Below are 25,524 nucleotides of genomic sequence, written 5' to 3'. Positions count from 1 at the left end.
CGACGGCAAGGGCTTCAACATCCGCTGCATGCTGTTTCGCTTCAGTCGGCCGCGACGGTGAAAACGGCTTCGGCAGAGTCCTCGCATTCCTCGACATCTTCCCCTTCTTCCGCCACGTTGCCGCTGTAGGCGGCCTTCCCCATCGCCTGTTCGATCAGGCCAAGCAGGCGCTTTTGCCGATCTTCCATGAACGCCTCGAACTGGTCAGTTCGGAGCAAGGTGGGGTCAATGAGGTGCGATTGCAAATAACTGTCAAGCTTTTCACTGGCGATGGGTGGCGTCGAGCTGTTGCCGTTTTCCAGCTTGGCCAGATATTCGCTTGGGGCGACACCACCGATGATTCGGTTGGTGCGATAGGACAGCGGAGTCTTGTTGATGATGGAGTCGAACACGGCAGGCTTGATGCCCTTCGTCTTGCACCAGTCCTGCGGAAAGATGTGGTGAATATCCACGTTCTCTCCGAAGAACACCGTATGGTCGAACTTCTGACCCGACCGGAAATCCTGCGCGCCCTCCTTCATCAGCAGGGCGTTCATGCCCTTGTAGGCCGCTGAAAGCCGCATCCGCATGGTTTTCAGGCGGTCTGCACGGAAGATGGTATCACTGACCGTCGAAGGTTCCGGCCCGCCACTCAGCCAGCGCGGCACTTCCATGAAATCTTTTGCAATGCGTGTCTCCACGGCGGAACCGTAGAGCTCCCCAAACACGCCGTTCCAGTACCACTGGACCAGTTTTGCCCGGTTGGCCTCATGCTCCCACGCATCGCCAATGTCGGCGAGGATCGCCGCCAGCGGCACAATCTGCGACTGATAGGGGAGATCGAAGATGCGATAGATATGAAGCATGTGCAGGAACTTGGCGGCCTGCATGAAACCACGCTCCACCTGCGTTTCATAATGCTTGTAGGCTTCCAGCGGCAGATCGAGCAGCGCCTGACGATTGCCCGAAACGGCAGGCAATTCCTTGCCTTCCTTGCCCGCCTGTTCGGCTGCACGGCGCCGATCCCGGGTAAAAAAGAGGGAAATGGCTTGCAGAAAATCGGTGTTGCCGACACCGGTCAGAATTCCGGCATCGGAATCCGCAGGGCGCAGGGTATCGGCAAGCCGCTGATGGCGGCCCTTGATACCTTCATCGCCATACCAGTCCTTTCGCAGTTCGTGACCCGAAGCCGCATACATGGCCGTAACTAGCTCGAAGGCGTCAAGCGGCTTGCCGCCTGTGTTGACCTTCTCGAATACCACGCAGACGGCTTCCTTGGAAGTTGAGCGGTCAAGCGCGATCACTGGTACACGGTAATATTTGAAATTTTCCAGCACCTCGCGCTTGAACACGCGGAATTGCTCGCGCACCGCCTTATGCTCATCCCCCGACCAGTATTCGTCAAACCCGTCTTGCCATTTGTCCCAATCGAACACTTGGCTGACCGGATACATCAACGCCGCGTATTCCATTTCCGCCGTTGATAGATCGAGAGCGACTTCGCGCCCAAAATCCGTGCGCTCCACGCGATCCTCAGGCACGCCGATCACGGCTTCTTCGCGGTCAACGCTATCGTCAACCGCCTTGCGAATATCGAGGTAGAACCAGCGTCTAACGCGCTTCTTCTTCGGAGTTACGGTTTCCACGACCTTGCCGCGCAACGTCACCTGATAGAGCGAGGTCATGCGCTGCTGCCCGTCGAGCAGTAAGGATTGCGGCGCAATCTGGCGGGCTTCCGCCGGTGCGCCCTCGACGGGGCGCGGTTTGAAATTGACCGGCCCGCCAGTATCCAGCGACATGAGTGCACCTACGGGAAACGCGCGCGAAATCGACGCAATCAGGCTCTTGATCCGATCTTCGTCCCAAACCCAACTCCGCTGAAAATCGGGCAACTGGATGATGCCTCGATGGCACTCATCGAGCAGCCGGTGAAGGTCGATAGGATTGGTCTGGAAGGTTGATCCCGCCATGTAATTTTTGCCCCCGTCATTGGTTTGCCCGGTGTGCTGCCTTGATCTTGGCGGACTCGGAACAGTTGGTTCAGTTACTATGGTGCCAACGGCTTGCTTAATATCCATTTATGACTTTGGCGCCCCCTTTCAGGCTAGGCTATATCGCTGGCGCAACGGAATCGGCATGCCGTTTCCGCTCATACGGGCTATCATCCCTGACGCGGAATAGGGCCGGCAAGCCCGCCCGTCATTGAGTGCCGAAAGCGGCGCGACCTTCACCCTGTTTCGAGGGAGAAAGAGGCTCTGCCTCTCTCTCCCTGCAAGGTGCCGCCTTGGGGCCGTGGCTCGCTGCGCTGCGCCCGCACCACCCCCGGCGCCGGACCTTGCCCCCACTCTCTCCGCCCCTCGCCGGGTCGGCAGGGGTCATGCGCGGCATGACCCGCTGCGCGGATTGGAAGGGAGTGAAGATCATGACCAAGCAAGACCCCCATAGCCGCATTACCAACCGCATCATGGCCGAGCTGAAGCAGGGCGCTCGCCCGTGGCTCAAACCGTGGAGCGGCGACGGCATGGTCGCATCGGGCCAGTCCCGTCCCTTGCGCGCCACCGGCCAGCCCTATCGCGGAATTAATGTGCTGCTATTGTGGATCGAAGCACAGGCGTCCGGTTTTGTCAGCCCGTCATGGATGACCTACAAGCAGGCGCAAACCTTGGGCGCGCAGGTCCGCAAGGGCGAGCATGGTGCAACCGTGGTCTATTACGGCGACGGCAGCACAACCGTGCGTGACAAGGACAGCGGCGAGGACCGGGAACGGGCGTTCCGTTTTCTGAAAACCTACACCGTGTTCAATGTGGCGCAGATCGACGGATTGCCAGAGCGGCTGTGTATCGTGCCAGAACCCGCGCCAGAAGTGGAGCGCATCGAAGCGGCGGAGGCGTTCTTTGCCAGCATCCCCGCAACCGTGAACCACGGCGGCGATAAGGCATATTATATTCCGTCAGCCGACCGCATCCAGCTTCCGCCGTTCAATGCGTTTCACGATGCCCACGGATATTACACCACGAGGGGCCATGAAACCGTGCATTGGACTCGCCATGAGAGCCGACTTGATCGCAGCTTTGGCCGCGAGAAATGGGGCGATGAAGGCTATGCCCGCGAGGAGCTTGTTGCCGAGTTGGGCGCCGCTTTCCTTGCTGCCGACCTTGGGCTTTGCATTGAGCCGCGCCCCGATCATGCCAGCTACATTGCGAGCTGGATCAAGGTGCTGCAAACCGACACGCGCGCCATCGTTCAGGCCGCCGCCCATGCTGAGCGCGCCGTTGCCTATCTCCATGAACTGGCGAACGCCAAGGAGGTGGAAGAGGCGGCATAGCCGATAGGCTAGGCCGCCCCCTTCCGGGGCGGCCACTGCGTTCGCCAGCCCACCCATCCACATCCTGTGCGCAGACCACTATCCCTTCGGTTGCGGCCTGAAACGCTTTTCCTTGCCCGCTAAACCCTCACCGCAGCATCCGGTCTGGCTGCAAGCAGGGCATTGTGGCCGCTGCGCCAATTTTCGACTTTCAGGTGGTGTCGTGGTGCAGGAACGGATCCCGATAACTCTTGCTAATGGTCGGCGATTGCTCGAAGATTCGCAGGTCTATGCGCACCGACATCGATCATCTTCCGCTACCAAACAGCGCGAGCTTGAGCGCATCGTCGAACTCATTTTCGATGAATTCGGCGCTGCGACCGAAAATGCGACCGGGCGCCGCAAGGGCGCCCGCATCCTAAAGGTCATTCTTTTCGGCAGCCACGCGCGGGGCGATTGGATCGACGCGCCGCTATCGGCCAACCAGTATAAGTCGGATTATGACCTTCTCGTCATCGTCAGCCAGAAAGAGATGACTGACCGCGCGGCATATTGGGCGAAGGCCGAGGAACGGTTGATCCGCGCCTACACGATCGAGAAGGTGCTGCGTACTCCGGTCAACTTCATCGTTCACTCTCTTCACGAGGTGAACGATGGCCTCGCCCATGGCCGCGTTTTCTTCATGGAGGTCGCGAAAGATGGGATTGCGCTTTACGAAGCGGATGATCGGGAATTGGCCACCCCCAAGCCGAAGACGCCCGAACAGGCGCTCGCCATGGCCAAGGAATATTACGCCAAATGGTATCCCAGCGCCGACGCTTTTCACGCCTCATTTAAGTTTTTGACAGAGCGCGGGAATCTAAATGAGGCTGCGTTCAATCTTCATCAGGCAACCGAACGCCTTTATTCCTGCGTCCTCCTCACAATGACGAGCTACACCCCTTACAACCACAATATCGCCTTCCTGCGGTCCCTCGCCGAGGGACTCGACAGTCGGCTGCACAGTGTGTGGCCTGAGGCCAATCGCGCCCAGCGCGCGATGTTCCAGAAACTGAAGGAAGCCTATACGAAGGCGAGATATTCAAAGCATTTCCGGATCAGCGAAGAGGAACTTACTTGGCTCGGCGAGCGTGTCGAAGAACTTGGCAGCGTCGTGCATCAGGTCTGTTCCGACAAAATCGCCGACCTCGAAAAGGCCGCTCGCGCATAATCGCGGCGCGCCGTCTCGCTTGCGGGGACTCCGAGATTCTGACATAATTCCGCTCACGGGATGGAGTGACTGGCGGCCATCCTGAGGAACGTCCTGCCAGCATCATGCAGGTCCGGCCGCGAAGGTCGGGCAGTTGCTGTAGCCCGCTCTAGCGGCATACAGCGGACACCGCTTGCACATCCGCGCACGACTGCGCGGACCGCCGCAGTGCGAGCTTGTCATGTCTATTCCAACGAACGACGTTTACGCGCGCGAGGTCGTGATGGCGCGCGTCGGCCATTTGATCCGCCGCAAGCAGCGCGAGATCGAGCGGATCACGCGCATCCTGCGATGCTTCTTCGATCCATTGCAGGTGCAGGCGCCCAAGCCGGCACGGATCAAACGCATTTTCCTGATCGGACCTTATGCGCGGCGAAGCTGGTATGAAGACAAGAGAACGATCGACTTTTCCGATTATGAGTTCTGGATTGTCGTCAATCACCCGCTGTTCAAGGAAGCATGTTGCTGGCGCCGCGCGCGCGAGATCATCTGCAGCGAGCTTGGCGACCGCTGCGCGGTCGATCTTGAGATATATTCGCGCGCCGACATTCGCATCGCCAAGGCCGAGCGCGACAGCTTCATCCTCGACCGGATCGAGGCGGGGATCACCCTCTATCGCGCGTCGCGCGATGCGCCACTGGCACCAGCGGATCGCGAGGAGGCACGGCCATGACCGCGCCCGTTCCCGCCGTGTCGTTCGACGCCTTCTACCGCGCGCAGCACAATCGCTTCTATCACTTCTTTCGTCGCAAGGTCGGTCGCGACGCGGCAACCGACCTTGTGCAGGAGATATTTACTCGGATGCTGCGCGGCGGCGCCTTCGACCGACTCGAAAACCCCCAAGCCTATCTGTGGCGCATCGCGCATAATGTGCTGATCGAGCGAGCGCGGACTTGGCACCGGAAAGGATGCGTCCTCTCCCCGCTTGACGAAGCGCGCGATGCGGCCGTTCCGCCCGAACAGGAATGGCGGATCGAGGCGATCGAATTGCGCCGCGCCTATCGCCGGGCGCTGCTCGCCATGCCGCGCCGAACGCGGCGCATCTTCCTGATGCACCGGTTGAAGGGGCTATCCTACCGTGAGATATCGGTTGAACTTGGCGTTGGCGAGAAGGGTGTCGAGTATCACATGATGCGCGCGCTAGCGCGCTGCCGCCGCGCGTTCGCGCGGTGGGAATAGGATAGCGCAGCCGCCGTTCTCAATACTCATCGGGAATCGGTTCGATTGCTTTTGAAGGAAAGAATTCTCGGGGCCTAATTGGGGGCATCTGCGTCGAGCGAACTGAATATATGTTTGTAATAAAACACGAAAATGTGATTTGTTCGATTCCGGCTCGGCTCCATTTTCCAGACAGATGCAATTCCTGCCGATTCCAAGGCAGCAGCCCTGTTCAGGCTGTGTTGCGACGCATCACCTGCCGCCAGCGCCAATAGCCCAGCACCGCCAGTCCGATCATCGCGGCATAGAGACCGGCCGTCAGCCACAATCCCTTGAACATGAACATGCCGACATAGAAAATGTCGACCGCGATCCACAGCAGCCAGCTCGCGGCATGACGCCGCGCCGTCCAATATTGGGCAACCAAGCTGAAACTGCTCAGCGCCGAATCCATCCAGGGCAGCGCCGCATCGGTATAATGATGGGTGAACCAGCCGATCGCGCCGGCACAGAGCGCCCCCAGCGCCAGCCCCTTGGCGGCACACATCGGCGGCAAGGGCACCACCCGCACCTCGCCCTCGTCGCGCTTGCCCCGTGCCCAGCCGATCCAGCCATAGACGATGGCGATGCCGAACACCCCCTGCAGCACCATGTCGGCATAGAGGCGCACGTCCAGGAACAGCTTGGCATACAGGGCGCAGGCCATCAGGTTGATCGGCCAGCACAGCAGATGCCGCCGCGCCGTCAGCCAGATGCCGAGGAAGCTGATGATGACAGCGACGATCTCCAGCATAGACATCAGGCCGCCACCCCCTCACGGAGTCGCGCCAGAAAGCCCTGCCCCGCCCCCGACAGGAACCAGTCGGCATGGCCGACCAGATAGGCCTGCCAGGCCAGCATCGCGCCTTCGCGATCATCCAATATGCCGAAGAAATAGTCGATCTCGGTCAGGGCGAATTCGACATGGACCAGCGGCAGCAGGCGGAGCAGCGTATCGATTTCGGCAGGCGCCAGCGGCAGGACGCTGCGATAGCCCGCCAGCAAGGCCAGCGCCCCATCCACATCCGCCGGCTCGGCCAGCCGCCCCTGATCCAGCGCCAGCCAGGGGATCACCGTCCGCTCGATCGCGGTGGCCAGATCATGCAGTGCGCAGCTGCGGGTCGACAGGCCGAAATCGAAGATGCTGCTGACCGCGCCTTCCACCGACCAGAGCAGGTTGGAGGGATGCCAGTCATTATGGGTCCAGAGCGCAGGCTGCTCTGCGAGCCGCGGCGCCAGCCCCTCCCCCAATGCCGCCAACAGCCGCGCCAGTTCCGACCGCCAGGGCATGTCCGCCAGGAAGGCCGCCACCGCCGGTCGCGCCGCGACATAGGCCTCCGCCGCAGCCAGTGGATCGAGGGCAGGCAATATGGTGAAGCTCGACACCAGCGGATGCCGCCCGCGTGCCGGCGCGGCGAAACCGGCCGCCGCCCGATGCAGTTGCGCCAGCGCGACACCAGCCGCAAAGGCGTGATCGGGCGACAGGAAGGGCGTCCAGGACTGGCGATCGCGATAAAGATCGATACCCGGCGCCTGGCGATGCAGTTCGTAGCTCCATTCGCCCAGCGCCATCGCGCCGGCGCCATCGGCGGCGCGCAGCACATCGGGCACCGCCAGCCCGGCACTGCGCAGATGCGCCATATAGCCATGCTCCTCGGCCAGCGCCGCCGGCGTCCGCAAGCGCTGGTGATGCCGCTTCAGGAACAGCGGGCCGCGATCCGTCTCGACCAGTGCCGCCGCCGAAAAGGGGCGCGGCGAATGCCAGGCTAGCGCCGCCAGCCGGCCGGCGTCGGGGAAATGGGCCAGCACCGCCGCCGCCTCGTCCGCGGTGATCGCCGGCCAGGCCGGCGCCTCCAGCGCCAGCCCCATGCCATGGACCAGATGCGGAGCGGCGGCGCTCATCGTCAGAAGGCGCGCGACAGCGTCGCCACCACGGCGCGCCCGCTGCCGACATAATAGGTCGGCGCCGAACCGGCGATCAGCGTGCCGTTACGCCCGACCGTGTCCTGCGCATTGGTGCTGATCGCATAGACGCCCGACAGGACGCGCGGATTGGTGACGTTGATCGCGTTGATGCGCAGGTCCATCACCTGCGCGTCGATCAGCCCGGCCAGATGCACGCCGACCGACAGGTCCAGCGTGGCATAGCCCTTGATGCTCTCATCATTCATGAAGGTCGCATATTGGCGGCCGACATATTTGAGCGCGCTGCTGCCGAACAGCCGGCCATCATCATAGGTGCTGCCCAGCGCAAACTGGAAGCTGGGGGCCGACACCGCCCGCTTGCCCCTGGTCGGCAGATAATCGCCGTTGATCGCCAGATCGTCGTTCAGCCGCGTGTGCAGATATTCGGCCGAGGCATAGATGCTCATCCCCTTGGCCGGGCGATAGTCGATCTCGCCATCCAGGCCATAGCTGCTCTGGCTGCCGGCATTGATGGTCGAATTGACCAGCGCGCCGCCGCTGTCGATCACCGTCGCCACCTGGCGGTTGCGGAAATGATAATGGAAACCGGTCAGCGAGAAGGACAGGCTGGGGCCGATATAGCGATAGCCCAGTTCCTGCGAGATCGAATATTCGTTCTTCAGGCCGTCGGTGCCCTGGCTCACCAGTTCGCCGCCATAATAGCTGTTGTAGAGCGCGAACTCGTTGGGCGTGCGGAAATTGGTGGTGATGTTGGCGAACAGCTGCTGCCGGTCGTCCAGCTGATAATGGATCGCCGCCCGCGGCAGCGCGGCAAAGCTGTCGATCCGCACCGTCGATTGCGGGCCAGGCAGATAATTGCGGCCATTACGCAGCAGATTGACGCCCTTGAAACCGATGTCGATGCCCAGCTTGGGCGTCACCGCAATGCTGTCGGCCAGGAAGAAGCCCTTGGTGACCGTCTCCGTGCGCTGATTTTCATAGGCGAGCAGCCGCCCGTCGGCAGTGCGGATCGCCTTGTCCTGATAGCCCCACTGGTCGACCGGCCGGCCATCGGCATCGATCGACGTATAGGATTGCGTCACCCGGTCGGTGCCATAGTCGAACCAGAGGCCAGCCACGATCCGATGCGCGCCGGCCTGCAAGGTCAGCTTGCTGACGTCGCCGACGCGGAACTGCTTGCCGGTCCAGTTGCCCATTACCGTAGCGACGCCATCGACCGCGCCGGGCAGGTCGATCGGCTGGGTCAGCTCCTCGGTGCCCAGATAATTGCCGGTGGTGGCGAGCTGCGTGCCATAGGGCGAATTGCCATGGCCCATCTGCAGATAGGCGCTGCTGTCGAAGCTCAGCGTGTCGCTCAGCTTCAGGTGGACGGGCGCCGCGACATAGAAATTGCGGAACGGCGCGCGATAGAGGCGCCAGTAGTTGCCGTTCCCCTCGCTGTAGGTCTCATCGAAATTATAGCCCCGGCCGGAGGCTTCCCAGTCCGCCTTGCTCGGGCTGGGATAGGTCGATGTCTTGGCGTCGTTGAAGGAAAAGGCGATGCTCGCGCGGTTGCCCTCACCCCATTCGTTCAGCAGCTTGGCGTCGATATGCTGGCGCTGGTCATAGCCCGCTCCGCGCCAGTTGTCGGCGCGGTTGTTGGAATAGGAAATGAAAGCCTTCAGCCCGGTCGATCCGATCCGTCCCGTGTCGATCCGCGCAAAGACGCGCCGCTCGTCATAGGAACCGACCGACAGGTTGACGAGGCCGCCCGCCTCCGCCCTGGGATCATCCAGCGTCAGCGACAACAGGCCGCCGGCCGCCGCGACCACCGGCGAGTCAATATCTGCCGCGCCCTGCGCCAGCATCACCTGCCGCACATTCTCCGCATCGGCAAATTGCGAGGGATAGGCATAATAATAGCCGATGTCATTCTGCGGCGCGCCTTCCATCAGCACGCCGATCTGGTCCTGGCCCAGGCCGCGCAGCGTCAGGCTGGACGATGCCGACAGGCCATAGGGGTCGCTGGACGAGACATTGGCGCCGGGCAGCAGGTTGACCAGCTGGAAGGCGTTGAGCGTCGGCGCCTGCTTGATGATGAAGTCGGTGGAGATCGCGCTGACCGCCTTGGGCGCGCTCTGGTCGGGCAGCAAGCCTTCGGGGTCTGGATGGCCGACGACCTGGATATTGGTCGACTGGTCCAGCTCATCCTCCGCCATCGCGGGCGATGCGATCATCAACAGGGCCAGCGTCAGGCAGGCGCTTCCAACATGGGGCAATCGGGCAGTCTTCATTTCACGTCCACTCCACAGGAGGGACGACGGACCTGCCGCCTTGCCCTCCCTACGCCGGTATCAGCCGGATCAGGTTCAGCGGGTCGTGGTCTGCTGACCACCTCTCAGCCGCGCATGAGCGGCCCCCCGGGGATGGCCGCCCCTTAGGCGTTTCGGCGCGAAGTGGAAAGCCCTCTCTATCGGCTCTCGACTTATCGAAGCCCGCCCGGCTAAGACATGGCCATGATGAAGCTGTTCATTGGCAACAAGGCCTATTCGAGCTGGTCGCTGCGCGGCTGGCTGGCGTGCAAGCTCTCCGGCCTTCCCTTCGAGGAAGGGGTGGTCCCCCTCTATGACGAGGAATGGGAAAAGCGTCGCGAGGGCGATGAGTTCGCCCCCTCCTCCGGCAAGGTGCCGATCCTGTGGGATGGCGACGACATCGTCGTGTGGGACAGCCTGGCCATCGTCGAATATCTCAATGAAAAGGCCGGGGGCGACCAGTTCTGGCCGACCGATCCGGGCGCCCGCGCCATGGCCCGCTCGATGGCGGCCGAAATGCACAGCAGCTTCGCCGCGCTCCGCCGCGAGCACAGCATGAACATCCGCCAGATCTATGATCCAGTCCCGCCGTCGGAGGCCGTCGCCCACGACATCAGCCGTATCATGCAGCTCTGGGCCCAGGCCCGCGCCCGCTATGGTGGCGAGGGCGACTTCCTGTTCGGCGAGTTCGGCGCCGTCGACCTGATGTTCGCGCCGGTCGTTACCCGCTTCATCACCTATCAGCTGCCGGTCGCCCGCTTTGCCGAAGCCTATATGCGCGCGATCATCGCCCATCCCTGGATGCAGGAATGGATCGGCGAGGCGCAGGCGGAGGAATGGGTGATCGACAAGTTCGAAGTCCCGCCCCAGACGGCCTGACCCGATGAGCGACAGCCCCGAAGCCAAGCAGGAGACCCGCAAGGAGGAAGCCGCCCGCATCCGCCGTCGCTGGATTACGCTGGGCGAATTGCTGGCGGTGGCGGCTGTGCTGATCTCCGCCCTCACCCTCTATCTCAACTGGGCCGACAAGAAGGACGAGCGTGCCAGCAAGGCCGCCGAAAGCAGCAAGGCCTCCGCCCGCGCCGCCCGGCTGGTGCTCAACGCCGCAGCCGATGGCGATAGCCGGCTGACGCTCAAGCCCGCCGACCCCGATCAGCTGGTGCAGAGCCAGACCATCCATTTCCCCAGGGCGCTCGGCATCGCCCCGGTCGACACTACCGGCGAACCGCGGATCGAGGCCGGCTGGTTCGAGGATGCGCTGAAAAAGGCGCGCAATGCCGCCAAGCTGCCCGACGACAGCATCGGCGACGAGAAACTGCCGGTGACCATCGTCACCCAGTTCGTCGTCAATGGCGACACCCACAGCGATTCCGCCGTCTACGACATCGGCTATGGCATCGCCGGCAAATGGCTGTCCGGCCACAAGCTGACTCTGCGCGGCCTGTCGCTGGTCAGCCACGCCCAAGGCGCCAGCGCCCAGTCCCAGATAGACGCCCGGTGGGCGCGCCAGACGAAACGCTAGGGCTGCGCGCTCGAAACATCGACCAATCGCGGTCATTCCTCCCCGGCACGGGGAGGTGGCAGCGCGAAGCGCTGACGGAGGGGCAGGCGCCCTCTAACGCCGCGCTATCCGGCCTGTGCCCCTCCACCATTTGCTACGCAAATGGTCCCCCTCCCCGTACCGGGGAGGAATGGCGGGAAACCACCCAAATCCGTCATCCCAGCAACAAAAAACCCGGCCGCTCCTTGCGGGAGCGCCGGGCCTTTTGCTCGTCCGGGGACGGGTGTCGGGTTTAGCCGACGATTTCTTCGGGCTTGAAGAAATAGGCGATCTCGATCGCGGCATTTTCTTCGCTGTCCGAACCATGGACCGAATTGGCTTCGATCGATTCGGCCAGTTCCTTGCGGATGGTGCCGGCGTCGGCATTGGCCGGGTTGGTGGCGCCCATGATGTCGCGGTTGCGAGTCACGGCGTTTTCGCCTTCCAGAACCTGGACGACGACCGGGCCCGAGATCATGAAGGCAACCAGGTCAGCAAAGAAGGGGCGTTCCTTGTGAACGGCATAGAAGCCCTCGGCCTGTTCGCGGCTCATGCGGATGCGCTTGGAAGCGACGACGCGCAGGCCGGCTTCTTCCAGCATCTTGGTGACGGCGCCGGTCAGGTTGCGACGGGTCGCGTCGGGCTTGATGATCGAAAAAGTGCGCGTGACGGCCATGGCCCTCATAACTCCGGATTGTTGGAATAAAGTTGCGCGCCCTTTAGACTGGGCCGGATCACTTCGCAAGAGGGGCACAAGAGGGCTTGGTAGAAGTCCTTATTTCCAGGCGTTCACGGCCCCTGCACCCATTTGCGGCCTTCCTGCCGCCAGAAACGCGGGGTCACCCCTTCGCGCTTGCTGAGCGCTCGCCAGCTGGCCCGCGCCCCGTCGATCGTGTCCGCATCGAAGAAATAGAAGGCGCGATCGAAGCCCAGCGCCTCCTCGCGCCATACACCGTCCGCCAGCGCAATATGCTTCGCGCCATTGGCCGCATCGCAGCTCTGCGCCAGCAGCACCGGCTGGGCGGCGTCCACCCCGTCGCCTGCCAGGCCATTGGCCAGGAAGCTTTCGGGTGGCCCCGCCCACAGGCCCGCCGATATGCGGGCCAGCCGTTCCGGCTCGTCGGCCACCACCAGCAGCCGCGCGCCCATGTCCAGGATGCGCGCCGCGATCGCGGGCAGCACCCCTTCCACGGGATCGCGGCTGAGCTGGTAGAAGTCGACCTGCACCGGCTTCAGAGCTCGAACTTGTCGGCCACCAGCTGGTCGATCAGGCGCACGCCATAGCCGGTCGCGCCCTTGTCGGCGGTGGCGCCGGGCTTGTCCGACCAGACCATGCCGGCAATGTCGAGATGCGCCCATTTCACGCCTTCGTTGACGAAGCGCTTGATGAACTGGGCAGCGGTGATCGAGCCGGCGAAGCGCGGACCGATATTCTTCATGTCGGCGATCGGGCTGTCGATCAGCTTGTCATAGGCCTCCGACAGCGGGAAGCGCCACAGCTTCTCGCCGCTGGTCTTGCCCGCCGCCAGCAGGTCGTCGGCCAGCGCATCGTCGTTGGCGAATAGGCCGCCATGCTCGCTGCCGAGCGCAATCATCATCGCCCCGGTCAGGGTGGCAAGGTCGATCACCACTTCAGGTTCATAGGTCTTCTGCGCCCAGGTCACCGCGTCGCACAGCACCAGCCGGCCTTCGGCGTCGGTGTTCAGCACCTCGATGGTCTGGCCCGACATCGACGTCACGATGTCGCCGGGGCGCTGGGCATTGGCGTCGGGCATATTCTCGACCAGGCCACAGATGCCGACGACACGCGCCTTGGCCTTGCGACCGGCCAGCGCCTTCATGGCGCCAGCGACGGCGCCGGCGCCGCCCATGTCCCACTTCATGTCTTCCATGCCGGGGCCAGGCTTGAGCGAGATACCGCCGGTGTCGAAGGTCACGCCCTTACCGATGAACACGACCGGCTTGTTGGCGGCGCCATCGGTGCCGTCCCATTCCATCGCCAGCAGCCGCGCCTCGCGCGCCGACCCCTGCGCCACGCCCAGCAGCGCGCCCATGCCCAGCTCCGTCATCGCCGCGCGGTCCAGCACGGTGATCTTGACGCCCAGCTCGGCCAGATGCTGGCAGCGCGCGACGAAGCTTTCGGGATAGAGGATGTTGGCCGGTTCCGACACCAGTTCGCGGGTGAAGGCAACGCCGGCGGCGACCGCCGACAGCTTGGCCCATTCGGCTTCGGCGCCGTTTGCGACGATCGTCACGGTCGCCAGCGTCGGCTTGGCCTTTTCGGGCTGACGCGTGCGATAGGTGTCGATCCGCCAGCTGCGCAGCAGCGCGCCCAGGCCCAGCCGGGCGGCATCCTCGCCACTCACGCCGGCCGGGAATTCGACCGCTGCGTGGGTCGCGCCGCTGGTCGACAGCTTGGCGGTCAGCGCGCCGCCGGCCCGCTCCAGGTCGGCCGCACTGCCATTGCCGATGCCCAGCAGCAGGACGCGCAGCACCGCGCCGCCTTCCTCGACGAAGCTCTCGACGCTGCCGCCCGCCTCACCGGCGAAGCGCGCGGCGGCGGCGCCGGCGACCAGCGTGGCCGATGCGGTAAGCGGCAGGCTGTCGACAGACCCCTTCGCCACGGCAAGGACCAACGTGTCGACCTGGGGGCGCGTGGGGCTGAATTGGATGTCCATCTGGGGGCCTTTTCTCTGGAATGCCGTGTCGTTCTTGTTTCAGCCAGATAGTGCGGCTTTGCCGCTCTGCAAAGCCATTCGGCGGATTTCCGCCGTCCCGAATGCGAGCAGCGATTGCGGCGCGGGCCAAGCAGTGCGATAGGCATGGACCAGAAGTGCCCACAAAGAGGCCCCTACGCTTGCAGATTTCCGTGTTTCCCCTGTCGTTCAAACAGGCGCTGCTTGCCGGCGCTGCCTCGTCCTGCCTGCTCGCGGCGCCGCTGGCCCATGCGCAACAGGCGCCCGAGCCCAAGCTGAACGAGCCCCAGACGCCGATCAGCGCGCCCGACGCGCCGGTGCCCGACAATGACCAGGAAATCGGCTTCGCCGCCGATACGCTGGAATATGACACCAACAGCCAGGTCGTGACCGCCACCGGCAATGTCCAGTTGCTGCGCGACGGCAACCGGCTGCGCGCCGACAAGATCGTGTGGGACCGCAACACCGGCAAGGTGGAGGCGCAGGGCGCCGTCTCGGTGATCGATCCGGACGGCAATGTCGCCTATGGCGACCGCTTCGATGTCACCGATACGCTCAAGGATGGCGCGGTCGACAATATATTGCTGGTCCTCCAGAAGGGCGGCCGCATGGCCGCGACCAAGGGCGAGCGGATCAATGGCGTCTATACGCTGCACCACGCCGCCTATACCGGCTGTCCGGTGGAGGGCAGCGACGGTTGCCCCAAGGAACCGACCTGGCAGATCAACGCGGTCAAGGTCGTCTATGACCCGACCAAGCAGCGCGTCTCCTATACCCGCGCCAATGTCGAGCTGTTCGGCCTGCCACTGATCCCGGTGCCGGGCCTGTCGCATCCGGTCGGCGACGATGGCGGCAGCGGCCTTCTGGTCCCCAATATCCGTTATGACCGGGTCAACGGCTTCGAGGTCGCGGTCCCCTATTATCTCAAGCTCGCGCCCAATCGCGACCTGACCGTCACGCCGCACGTCTACAGCGATTCGCTGCCGATGATCGAAGGCAATTTCCGCCATCTCTACGATCGCGGTGCCTATCAGATCACCGGCTATGCCACCTATGGCAGCCGGTCGAGCGGCATCACGCCGACCGATTCGCAAAAGGATATTCGCGGCGCGATCGACGCCAGCGGCGGCATGCAGCTGTCGCCTGAATGGAGCGTCAACGGATCGATCCGGGTCGCCACCGACCGCACTTTCCTGCGCCGCTACGACATCAGCCGCGACGACCGGCTGCGTTCGACCCTTGGCGTCCAGCGGATCGGCGAGAACAGCTATTTCTCGCTCGCCGGCTGGGCGGTGCAGACGCTGCGCGTCGACGATCCCCAGGGCCAGATGCCGATCGCCCTGCCGGTCATGGATTATCGGCTGCGGATGAAGGATCCGCTGCTCGGCGGCCAGATGCAGTTCCAGGCCAATACGCTGGCGATCACCCGGACCGAGGGGCAGGACACCCAGCGCGCCTTTGCCGCGTTCGAATGGAATCTGCGCAAGCTGACCGGCCTTGGCCAGGAAGTGAATTTCACCACCTATCTGCGCGGCGACGTCTATCACAGCAGCAACAATCTGCTGACCGACACGATCAGCTATGCCGGCGATCCGGGCTGGAAGGCGCGCGGCATCGCCGCCGCCGCGGTCGACATGCGCTGGCCCTTCATGGGTGAGGCCTTCGGCGGCGTGCAGCGTATCGCCCCGCGCGTCCAGATCGTCGCCTCGCCCCATCTCGCCAACCTGTCGGTGCCCAATGAGGATGCCCGGTCGGTCGATCTGGAGGACAGCAACCTCTTCGCGCTCAACCGCTTCGCGGGCTATGACCGGTTCGAGGATTCGAGCCGCATCACCTATGGCCTGGAATATAATCTGGCGCTGCCCGACTTCACGCTCGACGCCAATGTCGGCCAGAGCTACCGGCTCGACAACCGCGCCAGCATCCTGCCCGACGGCACCGGCCTGTCCGACCGCATGTCCGACATCGTCGGCCGCTGGACCATCCGCTACAAGGATTTCGTCAGCTTCACCCAGCGCTTCCGGGTCGACAAGGACAATCTGGCGGTCCGCCGGAACGAGGTCGACGCGACCGTGGGCAGCAAGAAGACCTATGCCCAGATCAGCTATCTGCGCCTCAACCGCAACGCCAATATCACGCTGGAGGATCTGCAGGACCGCGAGGAACTGCGCCTTGGCGGCCGCATCCAGTTCGCCCGCTTCTGGTCGGTGTTCGGCTCGACCGTCATCGATCTTACCGGCGCGCAGGAAGATCCGGGCACCACGGCCGACGGCTATGAGCCGGTGCGCCAGCGCCTCGGCGTTGCCTATGAGGATGATTGTTTGACGCTGGGCTTTACATGGCGGCGCGACTATCAGACCAACGGTGACGCGCGAGCCGGCAACAGCTTCCAGCTGCGGCTGGCTTTTCGCAATATTGGCATATAAGGAACTGCCTTCCCGCCGTCCGCTCAGGACCGGTTAAGGCGGAACGGGGCATTGGCTCCCGACCGTATTGGAGATTTTTGCCGACGATGCTTTCTGTCGTTTTCTCGCCCAAATCCGTTCGCTCGGGCCTGCGCACCCTGCTTCTGTCCACCGCCCTTCTGGGCATGGCGGCACAGACCGCATCGGCCCAGGCCGTCGACAATGACGCCGATCAGGGCCTGAACCTGCCCAAGGATGTCACCATCTTCGGCAAGAATGATCCCAATGTCCGCAAGGCAACGGCGATCGTGAACGGCCGCATCATCACCGGCACCGATGTCGATCAGCGCCTGGCACTGATCATCACCGCCAATGGCGGCAAGGTGTCGGCCGAGGAGAAGGAACGGCTGCGCGTCCAGGTTCTGCGCAACCTGATCGACGAAACGCTGCAGATTCAGGAAGCGGCCGCCAACGACATCAAGATCGATCCGGCCGAAGTGAACCAGAGCTATGAGCGCGTTGCGGCCAATTTCCGCAAGTCGCCCGACCAGTTCAACCAGTATCTGCGCGAACAGGGCAGCTCGGCCAGCAGCATCAAGCGCCAGATCGAGGGCGAACTGGCCTGGAGCCGCCTGCTCCGCCGCAACATCCAGCCCTTCGTCAACGTCTCCGAGGACGAAGTGAAGTCGGTGGTCGATCGCCTCAACGCTGCCAAGGGTAGCGACGAAGTGCGGATCAGCGAAATCTATTTGTCCTCGACGCCGGAAAACCGTGACCAGATCACGGCCAACGCGCGCAACATCATCGAACAGATCAAGCAGGGCGGCAGCTTCGCCGCCTATGCCCGTCAGTTCTCCGAAGCCTCCACCGCCGTCGTCGGCGGCGATCTCGGCTGGGTCCGCCCCAGCCAGCTGCCGACCGAACTGGCGCAGGCCGCCACCGAATTGCAGGTCGGCCAGCTCGCCGGCCCGATCGAGACGGTGGGCGGCATGTCGATCATCTATGTGATGGACAAGCGCAAGGTGCTGACCGCCGATCCGCGCGATTCGCTGCTCAGCCTCAAGCAGCTGTCGGTCCTCTTCCCGGCCGGCACCAGCAAGGAAGCCGCCAGCCAGAAGGCCGCGACCTTCGCCGCCGCGGTCAAGGAGATCAAGGGCTGCGGCCAGGCGAACGAAATCGGCGCCCGCATCGGCGCCGACGTGGTCGACAATGACAATGTGAAGCTGCGCGACCTGCCGCCCCAGCTGCAGGACATTCTGGTCAATCTGCAGGTCGGCGAATCCACCCCGCCCTTCGGCTCGATCAACGATGGCGTCCGCGTCCTGATCGTCTGCGGCCGCGACGAGCCGCAGTCGGCCAACGCCCCCAATCCCGAACAGATCCAGGCCCAGTTGGAAGAGGAACGCGTCAACAAGCGCGCCCGCATCTATCTGCGCGATCTTCGCCGCGATGCCGTTATCGAATATAACTGATCCGGTCAGCCTGCCGCCCTTCGCCGTCTCGCTCGGCGACCCGGCAGGCATCGGACCGGAAATCGTCGCCAAGGCGTGGGTCATGCGCGAAGCGCGTGGCCTGCCCACCTTCTTCGCCGTCGGCGATGCCGCATCGCTGCGCGCGGTGTGGCTCGGCCCGGTCGAGATCGTCGGATCGCCCGAGGAAGCCGCGCAGGTGTTCGATCGCGCCCTGCCCTGCATGCAGGTGGCCGAAGCGGGCGAGATCGTGCCCGGCACGCCCAGCATCGACGGCGCCCGCACCGCTTTCCAGGCACTGGAGGTCGCGGTCGGCCTTGCCCGCACCGGATCGGCTGCCGGCATCGTCACCGCGCCGGTCGGCAAGGAACAGCTGTACGGCGTCGGCTTCACCCATCCGGGCCAGACCGAGTTCGTCGCCGAACGCTGCGGCGTCTCGGCCCAGAACGCGGTCATGATGCTCGCCGGCCCGTCGCTCAAGGTGGTGCCGATCACCATCCATATCGCGCTCGCCGATGTACCCTCGGCGCTGACCATCGATCTGATCCGCGCCCGCGCCCTCACCACGGTGAAGGGGTTGCAGCGCAATTTCGGCATCGCCCGTCCCCGTCTCGCCGTCGCCGGCCTCAACCCGCATGCCGGGGAGAATGGCGCACTCGGCCGCGAGGAGATCGAGGTGATCCGGCCAGCAATCGAGGCGCTGCGCGCGGAGGGCATCGACATCGTCGGCCCGCTGGCGGCTGACGGCATGTTCCATGCCCGCGCCCGCGAAGCCTATGACGCGGCGCTCTGCATGTATCATGATCAGGCGCTGATCCCGATCAAGACGCTGAACTTCGACGATGGCGTCAACATCACCCTGGGCCTGCCGATCGTGCGCACCTCGCCCGATCATGGCACCGCCTTCGGCATCGCTGGCACCGACAGCGCCAATCCCGGCGCCATGATCGCCGCCCTCAAGATGGCGGCCGAAGCCGCCCGCGCACGGATTGCCTATGCCGGCTGACGCCCGCCCCACTCTGCCGCCGCTGCGCGACGTGATCGCCGCCCATGGGCTTCAGGCCAGCAAGGCGCTTGGCCAGAATTTCCTGCTCGACGAACAGTTGCTCGACCGGATTACCGCCATTCCCGGAAGCATCCAGGATCAGCCCGCGTTCGAGGTCGGCCCCGGCCCCGGCGGCCTGACCCGCGCGATCCTGCGCGCCGGCGGACGGCTGGTCGCGGTCGAGCGCGACCGGCGCTGCCTGCCGGCGCTCGCCGAACTGGAGCTGGCCTTCCCCGGTCAGTTGCGCGTCATTTCCGGCGACGCGATGGAGGTGGATGCCCGTGCCGAGGCCGGCGATGGCGCCCATATCATCGCCAACCTGCCCTATAATGTCGGCACCGCTCTGCTGGTCGGCTGGCTGTCTGCGCTATGGGCGCCGCTGCCCTGGTGGTCCAGCCTGACCTTGATGTTCCAGATGGAAGTGGCCGAACGCATCGTCGCGAAACCGGGCACCGACCATTATGGCCGCCTCGCCGTCCTCGCCCAGTGGCGCAGCGACGCGCGCATCGCCATGAAGGTGCATCGCAGCGCCTTCACCCCGCCGCCCAAGGTGATGTCGGCCGTGGTCCACATCACCCCCAAGCCGGCGCCGGAAGGCGTGCAGCTCAAGATCCTGGAACGCCTGACCGCCGCCGCTTTCGGCCAGCGCCGCAAGATGCTGCGCCAGAGCCTCAAGTCCGTCCCCGGCGCCCTCGACGCGCTGGAGACAATCGGCATCGACCCGCAACGCCGAGCCGAAACCGTCAGCGTCGAAGAATTCGTCACCCTCGCCCGCCAGCTCGGCCAGGCAACCACCAGCGCCTGATTCCGCTACGGCGCACTCCGAGCAAGGCCCAGATACGGAGCCATGAGCGAACGTCTTCAGCACCGTCATACCTCCGAAGGCGTGGATGATGAAGTTGGGTGGTAACAAGACATTCCTCCCCGGCACGGGGAGGGGGACCGCTCGCGTAGCGAGTGGTGGAGGGGCACTAACCCGATAGCGCAGCGTTAATAGGAACCTGCCCCTCCGTCAGCGCTTCGCGCTGCCACCTCCCCGTTCCGGGGAGGAATGTCCGCTTCTGGTCGTCAGCCATCAAAGCCCGACATCGTCAGGCAAGCGTAGCGAAGCCCTGTCCTACTCGCCCAATCTCTGATCTACCCTGGGCGATGCCCCAGCACTGCGCCCTTCCCTCGCCCCGACCGCAGCCGGCCACAGGCGGTGACCCATGTGTCGCCTCCCTGTCGCGTCGGCATGGCCCGACCGGCGCGTCGGTGCGAGGCTGTCCTGACCCAATTGACGCGCGACGGTCGCGTCATGGGCGCGTGGCAGGTGCATATCCGGTGCAAACGGCCCTAAATGCCGCACGACACTGTGAACTTCGGCGCTGTCGCGCCGGCATGCCCCTTGCCGATCCCGCTTTATCGGCAATAGCCTTCCTCGCCCGGCTTCACGATCAGGCAATCCTGCTTGTCGGCGAGATATTTGAAGCCCGTCTCCGCCCCCGTGCCCGGCCGGATGGCAAGATCGCGGCCATCGCGCACGAAGCGGATCGTCGCGCCATCGGCCAGGCCGCTATAGGTCGCCTCCCGGTCGAGATTATCCTTGTTGGCCAGCGCATAATGGCCCGGCTTGCCGTCGGGCGCGGGCTGGATGTCGAGGAACAGCCCTTCCGGCCCGGTCCAGCGCCCAACCCATTCGTCGGTGGGCAGCGCCGCACCTACATTGTCCGGGGCCGCGACAGAGTCCGTATCCTCGATCGCCTCGGCATGGGCCGGCACGCTCGCATTGTTCGCCACCGCTTCATTGTCCACGCCCTTGGCGCAGCCACCCAGCAGCAATACCGCGCCCAGACCGGGCAGGATCAGGCGAAGGGCGGACGTGGTGGCGGGCTGTCGGATCATCCATGGTCTCCTTGCTGTCATGACGACAATATGCGGGGGGAAACGGGCGAACCGGCCGGATCGATCCGCAATCGGGTCGAACGGCGCTTGCCAGCGCCCGTCATTTCCGCACAATGAGCGGCAACAGAATAGCATGTTCGGGGCGCCGGGTCGTCCCATGCCGGGGGGCAAGTGAGAGCGAAATTCGTACGGGAGTCCGCCGATGTCCGGCGGCAGGCACTGATCGACGCAACGGCAAAATGTCTGGCGGAAAAGGGCGTGGCAGGCACCTCTGTCCGCGCCATCTGCGCCGCCGCGGGCGTGTCGTCCGGGCTGCTGACCCATTATTTCGAGGGTGTCGACGCGCTGATCCTGGCCACTTATCGCGATGTCGGGCAGCGCGTGTCCCAGGCCATGGACGCAGCGATCGCAGGCGCGGGCGATGATCCGCTGGACCGGCTGCGCGCCTTTCTCCAGGCCAATTTCCGCGAGCCCGTGCTGGACGCCGACCTGCTCGCCACCTGGATCGCCTTCTGGAGCCTGATCAAGTCCAATGCCGATGTGGCGGCCGCCCATGCCGACATCTATGCCGCGTCGCGCGCGCAACTGGAGAGGCTGGTCGCCGCCGCCGCGCCGGCCTTCTCCCCCGCGCAGGTACGACTCAAGGCCATTGGCCTGACGGCCCTGGTCGACGGGCTGTGGCTGGAATATTGCCTGGACCCCACCAGTTTCAGCGCGGCAGAGGCGCAGCAGCTGGTTGAACGAGCCATGGGTCATGCCCTGCGGGATCAATGAACCGTTCGATTAATCGGATAGTGTGTAATCGCTTTTATCTATCAACATGTCCGAGAAAACCAATTTCCCCCGAATCATCCGCTTCCCTAAACAGGCTTCGCAACAGCAACCCTAATCAAGGAACTGGATAGCCCATGGCTCTCATCAACACCCCCCTGCAGCCTTTCAAGGCAACCGCTTTCAAGGAAGGCAAGTTCGTCGATGTCACCGATGCCGACGTCAAGGGCAAGTGGGCCGTCTTCTTCTTCTACCCGGCTGACTTCACCTTCGTCTGCCCGACCGAGCTGGAAGACCTGGCCGACATCTACCCCACCCTGCAGGGCATGGGCGTGGAAGTTTACTCGGTGTCGACCGACACCCATTTCTGCCACAAGGCCTGGCACGACACCTCGCCGGCCATCGGCAAGATCAACTATTACATGCTGGGTGACCAGAACCACGACATCTCGAACCAGTTCGGCGTGCTGCGCGAAGGCGTCGGCCTGGCCGATCGCGGCACCTTCGTGCTCGATCCGGAAGGCGTGATCCAGCTGGTCGAAATCACCCCCGAGGGCGTGGGTCGCAACGCGGCCGAACTGCTGCGCAAGATCAAGGCGCTGCAGTATTGGACCAGCCATCCGGGCGAAGTCTGCCCCGCCAAGTGGGAAGAAGGCGCGGAAACCCTCGCCCCCTCGCTCGACCTCGTCGGCAAGATCTAAGCACCATTAGGTGCTGACAGGCCGCCGGGTTCGCCCAGATTGAGGGGACCCGGCGGACCTTCAAAACGCTTTCTACAGACTTATCTTAGTTTCAACGGGGCTTTTGGGTCGCACCAATTCCCCGGACGGGCCGTCGCGTCCTCCCGATCGGGACGGCCCGCCATCTTTTCCACGGAGCCAGACAGACATGTTGGACGCAAATCTCAAGGGGCAGTTGAAGGCCTATCTGGCGAACATCACCCAGCCGATCGAGCTGGTGGCTTCGCTGGATGATGGCGCCAAATCGCGCGAAATGAATGAATTGCTGACCGAAATCGCCGAGCTTTCGGACAAGGTCAGCCTCGCCACCGGCAGTGACAAGCGCAAGCCCAGCTTCATGATCCGCCGCGTCGGCACCGATATCGGCGTCACCTTTGCCGGTCTGCCGATGGGCCATGAATTCACCTCGCTGGTGCTCGCCCTGCTGCAGGTCGGCGGTCATCCGTCCAAGGCCGCGCAGGATCTGATCCAGCAGGTCAAGGATCTGGACGGCGACTATGCGTTCGAAACCTATTTCTCGCTGTCGTGCCAGAACTGTCCCGACGTGGTGCAGGCGCTGAACCTGATGAGCGTGCTCAACCCCCGGATCAGCCATGTCGCGATCGACGGCGGCCTGTTCAAGGATGAGGTCGATGCCCGCAAGGTCATGGCCGTACCGACCATCTTCCTCAACGGCGAACCCTTCGGCCAGGGCCGGATGGAGCTGGAGCAGATCGTCGCCAAGATCGACAGCGGCGCCGAGGCGAAGGCGGCCGAGAAGATCCGCAAGCAGGATCCGTTCGAAGTGCTGGTGGTCGGCGGCGGCCCCGCCGGCGCGGCGGCGGCCATCTATTCGGCGCGCAAAGGCATCCGCACCGGCGTGGCGGCGGAACGCTTCGGCGGCCAGGTGCTCGACACCATGGATATCGAGAATTTCATCTCGGTCAGCCGCACCGAAGGCCCCAAGCTCGCCAGCGCGCTGGAAGCGCACGTCAAGGATTATGACGTCGAGATCATGAACCTGCAGAAGGCGGCGAAGCTGATCCCGGCCAAGACCGAAGGCGGCTATCATGAAGTCGTGCTGGAAAATGGCGCGTCGCTGAAGGGCCGCACCATCATCCTGTCGACCGGTGCCCGCTGGCGCCAGATGGGCGTGCCCGGTGAAGACGAATATCGCAACAAGGGTGTGGCTTACTGCCCGCACTGCGATGGTCCGCTGTTCAAGGGCAAGCGCGTGGCGGTGATCGGCGGCGGCAATAGCGGCGTCGAAGCCGCGATCGACCTGGCCGGCATCGTCGCCCATGTGACGCTGATCGAGTTTGACAGCCAGCTCCGCGCCGACGCGGTGCTGCAGCGCAAGCTTGCCAGCCTGCCCAACGTCAAGATCATCACCTCGGCGCTGACCACCAAGGTGAACGGCAATGGCGAGCGGGTCACGGGTCTCAGCTACAAGGACCGCAACAGCGGCACCGAGCATGATGTCGAACTGGAAGGCATTTTCGTCCAGATCGGCCTGGTCCCGAACACCGAATGGCTCAAGGACACGATCGCCCTCTCGCCCCGTGGCGAGATCGAGATCGACGCGCGCGGCGAAACCAGTCAGCCCGGCATCTTCGCCGCCGGCGACTGCACCACCGTGCCCTACAAGCAGATCGTCATCGCCATGGGTGCGGGGTCAACCGCAGCCCTGTCGGCCTTCGACTATCTGATCCGTCTGCCCACTGCCGAGGAAGCGGCCGAGGCAGCCTGAAAAATGCCCGCCTGAACCAGTCCCCCCTTCTGGTTTTCAGGCCAGCGAAGGCCGGTCCGTCACCCTGACGGACCGGCCTTTTTCCTATTTTCTCGTCCGAAATGCGCGGCGACTCAGCTTTCGATCAGGTCGAGATAGGCGACGACATCATTGTCTGTGGCAAGGAACAGGCCGTCCTGCACCTCCTGCGGCTGTTGCTCGGCGACGCGCAGGGCTTCGCTCAGGGGGCCATACAGGATCGTCATCGCCGCGCCGTCGTCGCCCAGATGATAGAGGCGGACGGTCGCGCTGTCATAGGTGGTGCGCATGGCTCTTCCCTATCAGATCGGCGAGACCAAGTCAGCGCCGGTCCTTGACCTTCATGCTGGGGGCAAGCTGGTTCTGGCCGATACGGACGACATCGTCGGTAAAATTGGCGACGAAGGTCGAGCCGCGCGCCAGGCCCGGCACGAAGCCGGCCTTGTTCCCTTCGATCACCAGGGCGCTGCTGTCCTGCTCGCGGCCTTCCGGCGCGATGGTGATAAAGGCGGACCAATTATCCTTGTCCTTGCCCTGTACCATGTCGTTGCCGACGATCTGGCCGCTGGCGCCGTTGCTGAGGTCGATCATGTAATTGGTGAGATGGCCGCCGCTGTCGTCAAAGCTGTTGTCGCGGATATCGACCTGCGCGGCGCGGCTCTTGAGATAATGGCCGCCATCGCCCTGGTCGAAGCGCGAACGGGTGACGCTAAGGCGCGCGACCCGGCCGATATAAATGCCATGGGCGCAATCGAGATCACGGTCGCACCGGCCCAGATGGCGGAAGGTCGACTTGTCGATCTGGACCGAGGCGCCGCGATCCTCGCCGGTCAGAATGCCTTCCTCGCTGTTGCGGAACAGGCTGTTACTGACGGAAAGATTGCCCTTTTCGAGGCGGATGCCCGATCCATTGCCGTCAGGCACACGCAGATTCTGGAAGATCAGGCCATCGACCATGGTGGCGCGGCCGCGCAGCACCAGAGCTGCCTTTTCCTCACAAACCACCCCGTCGAAAATCGCACTGCCCGGCGTCGCCGCCTTGATCGTCACCTCGCCGCCATTCTGCACCGCGCACTGGCGATAGGTGCCCGGCGCGACGATGACCGTGCCCTTGCCATCGCCGATCGCGCCGATCGCATCGGCGAGCGAGGCAAAGCCCCGCCCATTTTCAGCGAGCGTGAAAGGGGCCGGCGCGCTCTGGGCAAAGGCCGATGCGGTGATGGCTGCGGACACCAGCAGCAGGGTCGAGAGGATGCGCATGACATCAAGGCTAGGCGCCGA

The 25,524-nt window shown here is 63.9% G+C and carries 23 protein-coding genes and 1 riboswitch; of the genes, 13 read left to right on the top strand and 10 right to left on the bottom strand.

Annotated elements, in window-relative coordinates:
* Nucleotides 1-41 precede the first annotated feature (41 nt).
* Complete coding sequence (locus tag U0025_RS01300; RefSeq protein WP_004210685.1) at nt 42-1,949, bottom strand: GmrSD restriction endonuclease domain-containing protein; 1,908 nt, start codon at nt 1,947-1,949, stop codon at nt 42-44.
* 452 nt (nt 1,950-2,401) lie between these two features.
* On the opposite strand from U0025_RS01300, the gene U0025_RS01295 reads away from it, so the two are divergent.
* The 4 genes from U0025_RS01295 (at nt 2,402) to U0025_RS01280 (ending at nt 5,711) form a co-directional block, all read left to right on the top strand.
* On the top strand, nt 2,402-3,304 hold the full coding sequence (locus tag U0025_RS01295; RefSeq protein ID WP_004210684.1) for an ArdC family protein: 903 nt from the start codon (nt 2,402-2,404) through the stop codon (nt 3,302-3,304).
* Between the two features lie 112 nt (nt 3,305-3,416).
* Nucleotides 3,417-4,493 carry a nucleotidyltransferase and HEPN domain-containing protein gene (locus U0025_RS01290; protein ID WP_306452549.1) on the top strand — a complete coding sequence of 359 codons (1,077 nt, stop codon included), beginning with the start codon at nt 3,417-3,419 and terminating at the stop codon, nt 4,491-4,493.
* A 220-nt stretch (nt 4,494-4,713) separates the two neighbouring features.
* Complete coding sequence (locus tag U0025_RS01285) at nt 4,714-5,205, top strand: hypothetical protein (RefSeq protein ID WP_037491017.1); 492 nt, start codon at nt 4,714-4,716, stop codon at nt 5,203-5,205.
* Nucleotides 5,202-5,711, top strand: a complete 510-nt coding sequence (locus U0025_RS01280) for an RNA polymerase sigma factor (protein ID WP_004210681.1) — start codon at nt 5,202-5,204, stop codon at nt 5,709-5,711. Before U0025_RS01285 ends, U0025_RS01280 begins: the two co-directional genes overlap by 4 nt.
* 211 nt (nt 5,712-5,922) lie before the next feature.
* Here U0025_RS01280 and pnuC read toward each other — a convergent pair whose 3' ends face one another.
* Genes pnuC through U0025_RS01265 form a run of 3 tightly spaced genes read right to left on the bottom strand, consistent with a single transcriptional unit; the run spans nt 5,923 to nt 9,928 of the window.
* Nucleotides 5,923-6,489: a nicotinamide riboside transporter PnuC gene (pnuC, locus tag U0025_RS01275; RefSeq protein WP_004210680.1), complete on the bottom strand. Its 567-nt coding sequence runs from the start codon at nt 6,487-6,489 to the stop codon at nt 5,923-5,925.
* Nucleotides 6,489-7,631, bottom strand: coding sequence for a phosphotransferase enzyme family protein (locus U0025_RS01270; RefSeq protein WP_004210679.1), 1,143 nt, complete (start codon nt 7,629-7,631; stop codon nt 6,489-6,491). Before U0025_RS01270 ends, pnuC begins: the two co-directional genes overlap by 1 nt.
* 2 nt (nt 7,632-7,633) lie before the next feature.
* The gene (locus U0025_RS01265; RefSeq protein ID WP_004210678.1) at nt 7,634-9,928 is read right to left on the bottom strand and encodes a TonB-dependent receptor; all 2,295 of its coding nucleotides are present in this window, start codon (nt 9,926-9,928) and stop codon (nt 7,634-7,636) included.
* A gap of 29 nt (nt 9,929-9,957) precedes the next feature.
* Nucleotides 9,958-10,067: riboswitch (TPP riboswitch) on the bottom strand.
* 83 nt (nt 10,068-10,150) lie between these two features.
* On the opposite strand from U0025_RS01265, the gene U0025_RS01260 reads away from it, so the two are divergent.
* Together U0025_RS01260 and U0025_RS01255 are read left to right on the top strand one after the other, a co-directional pair.
* The gene (locus U0025_RS01260; protein ID WP_080604554.1) at nt 10,151-10,825 is read left to right on the top strand and encodes a glutathione S-transferase family protein; all 675 of its coding nucleotides are present in this window, start codon (nt 10,151-10,153) and stop codon (nt 10,823-10,825) included.
* 4 nt (nt 10,826-10,829) lie between these two features.
* On the top strand, nt 10,830-11,468 hold the full coding sequence (locus U0025_RS01255; protein WP_004210676.1) for a hypothetical protein: 639 nt from the start codon (nt 10,830-10,832) through the stop codon (nt 11,466-11,468).
* Nucleotides 11,469-11,739: 271 nt separating this feature from the next.
* On the opposite strand, the gene ndk is transcribed toward U0025_RS01255, so the two are convergent.
* The 3 genes from ndk to U0025_RS01240 all read right to left on the bottom strand — a co-directional run bounded on the left by ndk (nt 11,740) and on the right by U0025_RS01240 (nt 14,164).
* Complete coding sequence (gene ndk / locus U0025_RS01250; RefSeq protein WP_004210674.1) at nt 11,740-12,162, bottom strand: nucleoside-diphosphate kinase; 423 nt, start codon at nt 12,160-12,162, stop codon at nt 11,740-11,742.
* A 113-nt stretch (nt 12,163-12,275) separates the two neighbouring features.
* Complete coding sequence (locus tag U0025_RS01245) at nt 12,276-12,713, bottom strand: DNA polymerase III subunit chi (RefSeq protein ID WP_004210672.1); 438 nt, start codon at nt 12,711-12,713, stop codon at nt 12,276-12,278.
* 5 nt (nt 12,714-12,718) lie between these two features.
* Nucleotides 12,719-14,164 carry a leucyl aminopeptidase gene (locus tag U0025_RS01240; RefSeq protein ID WP_004210670.1) on the bottom strand — a complete coding sequence of 482 codons (1,446 nt, stop codon included), beginning with the start codon at nt 14,162-14,164 and terminating at the stop codon, nt 12,719-12,721.
* A 179-nt stretch (nt 14,165-14,343) separates the two neighbouring features.
* Between U0025_RS01240 and U0025_RS01235 the strand changes: the two genes are divergently transcribed.
* The 4 genes from U0025_RS01235 (at nt 14,344) to rsmA (ending at nt 19,906) form a co-directional block, all read left to right on the top strand.
* Nucleotides 14,344-16,608: an LPS-assembly protein LptD gene (locus tag U0025_RS01235; RefSeq protein WP_004210669.1), complete on the top strand. Its 2,265-nt coding sequence runs from the start codon at nt 14,344-14,346 to the stop codon at nt 16,606-16,608.
* 86 nt (nt 16,609-16,694) lie between these two features.
* Nucleotides 16,695-18,059 (top strand): peptidylprolyl isomerase, encoded by a 1,365-nt coding sequence (locus U0025_RS01230; protein ID WP_004210667.1) that lies wholly within the window; start codon nt 16,695-16,697, stop codon nt 18,057-18,059.
* Nucleotides 18,037-19,062: a 4-hydroxythreonine-4-phosphate dehydrogenase PdxA gene (gene pdxA, locus U0025_RS01225; RefSeq protein WP_004210663.1), complete on the top strand. Its 1,026-nt coding sequence runs from the start codon at nt 18,037-18,039 to the stop codon at nt 19,060-19,062. Before U0025_RS01230 ends, pdxA begins: the two co-directional genes overlap by 23 nt.
* Nucleotides 19,052-19,906, top strand: coding sequence for a 16S rRNA (adenine(1518)-N(6)/adenine(1519)-N(6))-dimethyltransferase RsmA (gene rsmA, locus U0025_RS01220; RefSeq protein ID WP_004210662.1), 855 nt, complete (start codon nt 19,052-19,054; stop codon nt 19,904-19,906). Before pdxA ends, rsmA begins: the two co-directional genes overlap by 11 nt.
* Nucleotides 19,907-20,502: 596 nt before the next feature.
* Here the strand turns inward: rsmA and U0025_RS01215 are convergent.
* Nucleotides 20,503-20,985 (bottom strand): hypothetical protein, encoded by a 483-nt coding sequence (locus U0025_RS01215; protein ID WP_004210659.1) that lies wholly within the window; start codon nt 20,983-20,985, stop codon nt 20,503-20,505.
* A 171-nt stretch (nt 20,986-21,156) separates the two neighbouring features.
* On the opposite strand from U0025_RS01215, the gene betI reads away from it, so the two are divergent.
* The 3 genes from betI to ahpF all read left to right on the top strand — a co-directional run bounded on the left by betI (nt 21,157) and on the right by ahpF (nt 24,225).
* Entirely contained in the window at nt 21,157-21,759 is a 603-nt protein-coding gene (gene betI / locus U0025_RS01210) for a transcriptional regulator BetI (RefSeq protein ID WP_004210657.1), read from the top strand.
* A 134-nt stretch (nt 21,760-21,893) separates the two neighbouring features.
* A complete protein-coding gene (gene ahpC / locus U0025_RS01205; RefSeq protein ID WP_004210655.1) occupies nt 21,894-22,457 on the top strand; it encodes an alkyl hydroperoxide reductase subunit C in 564 nt (187 codons plus the stop codon).
* Nucleotides 22,458-22,644: 187 nt separating this feature from the next.
* Nucleotides 22,645-24,225, top strand: a complete 1,581-nt coding sequence (ahpF, locus tag U0025_RS01200; protein WP_004210653.1) for an alkyl hydroperoxide reductase subunit F — start codon at nt 22,645-22,647, stop codon at nt 24,223-24,225.
* A gap of 113 nt (nt 24,226-24,338) precedes the next feature.
* On the opposite strand, the gene U0025_RS01195 is transcribed toward ahpF, so the two are convergent.
* Nucleotides 24,339-24,533, bottom strand: a complete 195-nt coding sequence (locus tag U0025_RS01195) for a hypothetical protein (RefSeq protein WP_004210651.1) — start codon at nt 24,531-24,533, stop codon at nt 24,339-24,341.
* A 31-nt stretch (nt 24,534-24,564) separates the two neighbouring features.
* The gene (locus U0025_RS01190) at nt 24,565-25,503 is read right to left on the bottom strand and encodes a right-handed parallel beta-helix repeat-containing protein (RefSeq protein ID WP_037491011.1); all 939 of its coding nucleotides are present in this window, start codon (nt 25,501-25,503) and stop codon (nt 24,565-24,567) included.
* Between the last annotated feature and the right edge of the window lie 21 nt (nt 25,504-25,524).

Source organism: Sphingobium yanoikuyae, from assembly GCF_034424525.1.
GTDB classification, from domain to species: Bacteria; Pseudomonadota; Alphaproteobacteria; order Sphingomonadales; family Sphingomonadaceae; genus Sphingobium; species Sphingobium yanoikuyae.
Note: the sequence above shows the minus strand (reverse complement) of the source record. Positions and strands in the feature narration are given on the sequence as shown.

What these genes read in the sequence shown, in the direction of transcription:
- U0025_RS01300 (WP_004210685.1), bottom strand. Translation starts at nt 1,949, where the DNA reads ATGGCGGGATCAACCTTCCAGACCAATCCTATCGACCTTCACCGGCTG.
- U0025_RS01295 (WP_004210684.1), top strand. Translation starts at nt 2,402, where the DNA reads ATGACCAAGCAAGACCCCCATAGCCGCATTACCAACCGCATCATGGCC.
- U0025_RS01285 (WP_037491017.1), top strand. Translation starts at nt 4,714, where the DNA reads ATGTCTATTCCAACGAACGACGTTTACGCGCGCGAGGTCGTGATGGCG.
- U0025_RS01280 (WP_004210681.1), top strand. Translation starts at nt 5,202, where the DNA reads ATGACCGCGCCCGTTCCCGCCGTGTCGTTCGACGCCTTCTACCGCGCG.
- pnuC (WP_004210680.1), bottom strand. Translation starts at nt 6,489, where the DNA reads ATGTCTATGCTGGAGATCGTCGCTGTCATCATCAGCTTCCTCGGCATC.
- U0025_RS01270 (WP_004210679.1), bottom strand. Translation starts at nt 7,631, where the DNA reads ATGAGCGCCGCCGCTCCGCATCTGGTCCATGGCATGGGGCTGGCGCTG.
- U0025_RS01265 (WP_004210678.1), bottom strand. Translation starts at nt 9,928, where the DNA reads ATGAAGACTGCCCGATTGCCCCATGTTGGAAGCGCCTGCCTGACGCTG.
- U0025_RS01260 (WP_080604554.1), top strand. Translation starts at nt 10,151, where the DNA reads ATGATGAAGCTGTTCATTGGCAACAAGGCCTATTCGAGCTGGTCGCTG.
- U0025_RS01255 (WP_004210676.1), top strand. Translation starts at nt 10,830, where the DNA reads ATGAGCGACAGCCCCGAAGCCAAGCAGGAGACCCGCAAGGAGGAAGCC.
- ndk (WP_004210674.1), bottom strand. Translation starts at nt 12,162, where the DNA reads ATGGCCGTCACGCGCACTTTTTCGATCATCAAGCCCGACGCGACCCGT.
- U0025_RS01240 (WP_004210670.1), bottom strand. Translation starts at nt 14,164, where the DNA reads ATGGACATCCAATTCAGCCCCACGCGCCCCCAGGTCGACACGTTGGTC.
- U0025_RS01230 (WP_004210667.1), top strand. Translation starts at nt 16,695, where the DNA reads ATGCTTTCTGTCGTTTTCTCGCCCAAATCCGTTCGCTCGGGCCTGCGC.
- pdxA (WP_004210663.1), top strand. Translation starts at nt 18,037, where the DNA reads ATGCCGTTATCGAATATAACTGATCCGGTCAGCCTGCCGCCCTTCGCC.
- rsmA (WP_004210662.1), top strand. Translation starts at nt 19,052, where the DNA reads ATGCCGGCTGACGCCCGCCCCACTCTGCCGCCGCTGCGCGACGTGATC.
- U0025_RS01215 (WP_004210659.1), bottom strand. Translation starts at nt 20,985, where the DNA reads ATGATCCGACAGCCCGCCACCACGTCCGCCCTTCGCCTGATCCTGCCC.
- ahpC (WP_004210655.1), top strand. Translation starts at nt 21,894, where the DNA reads ATGGCTCTCATCAACACCCCCCTGCAGCCTTTCAAGGCAACCGCTTTC.
- ahpF (WP_004210653.1), top strand. Translation starts at nt 22,645, where the DNA reads ATGTTGGACGCAAATCTCAAGGGGCAGTTGAAGGCCTATCTGGCGAAC.
- U0025_RS01195 (WP_004210651.1), bottom strand. Translation starts at nt 24,533, where the DNA reads ATGCGCACCACCTATGACAGCGCGACCGTCCGCCTCTATCATCTGGGC.
- U0025_RS01190 (WP_037491011.1), bottom strand. Translation starts at nt 25,503, where the DNA reads ATGCGCATCCTCTCGACCCTGCTGCTGGTGTCCGCAGCCATCACCGCA.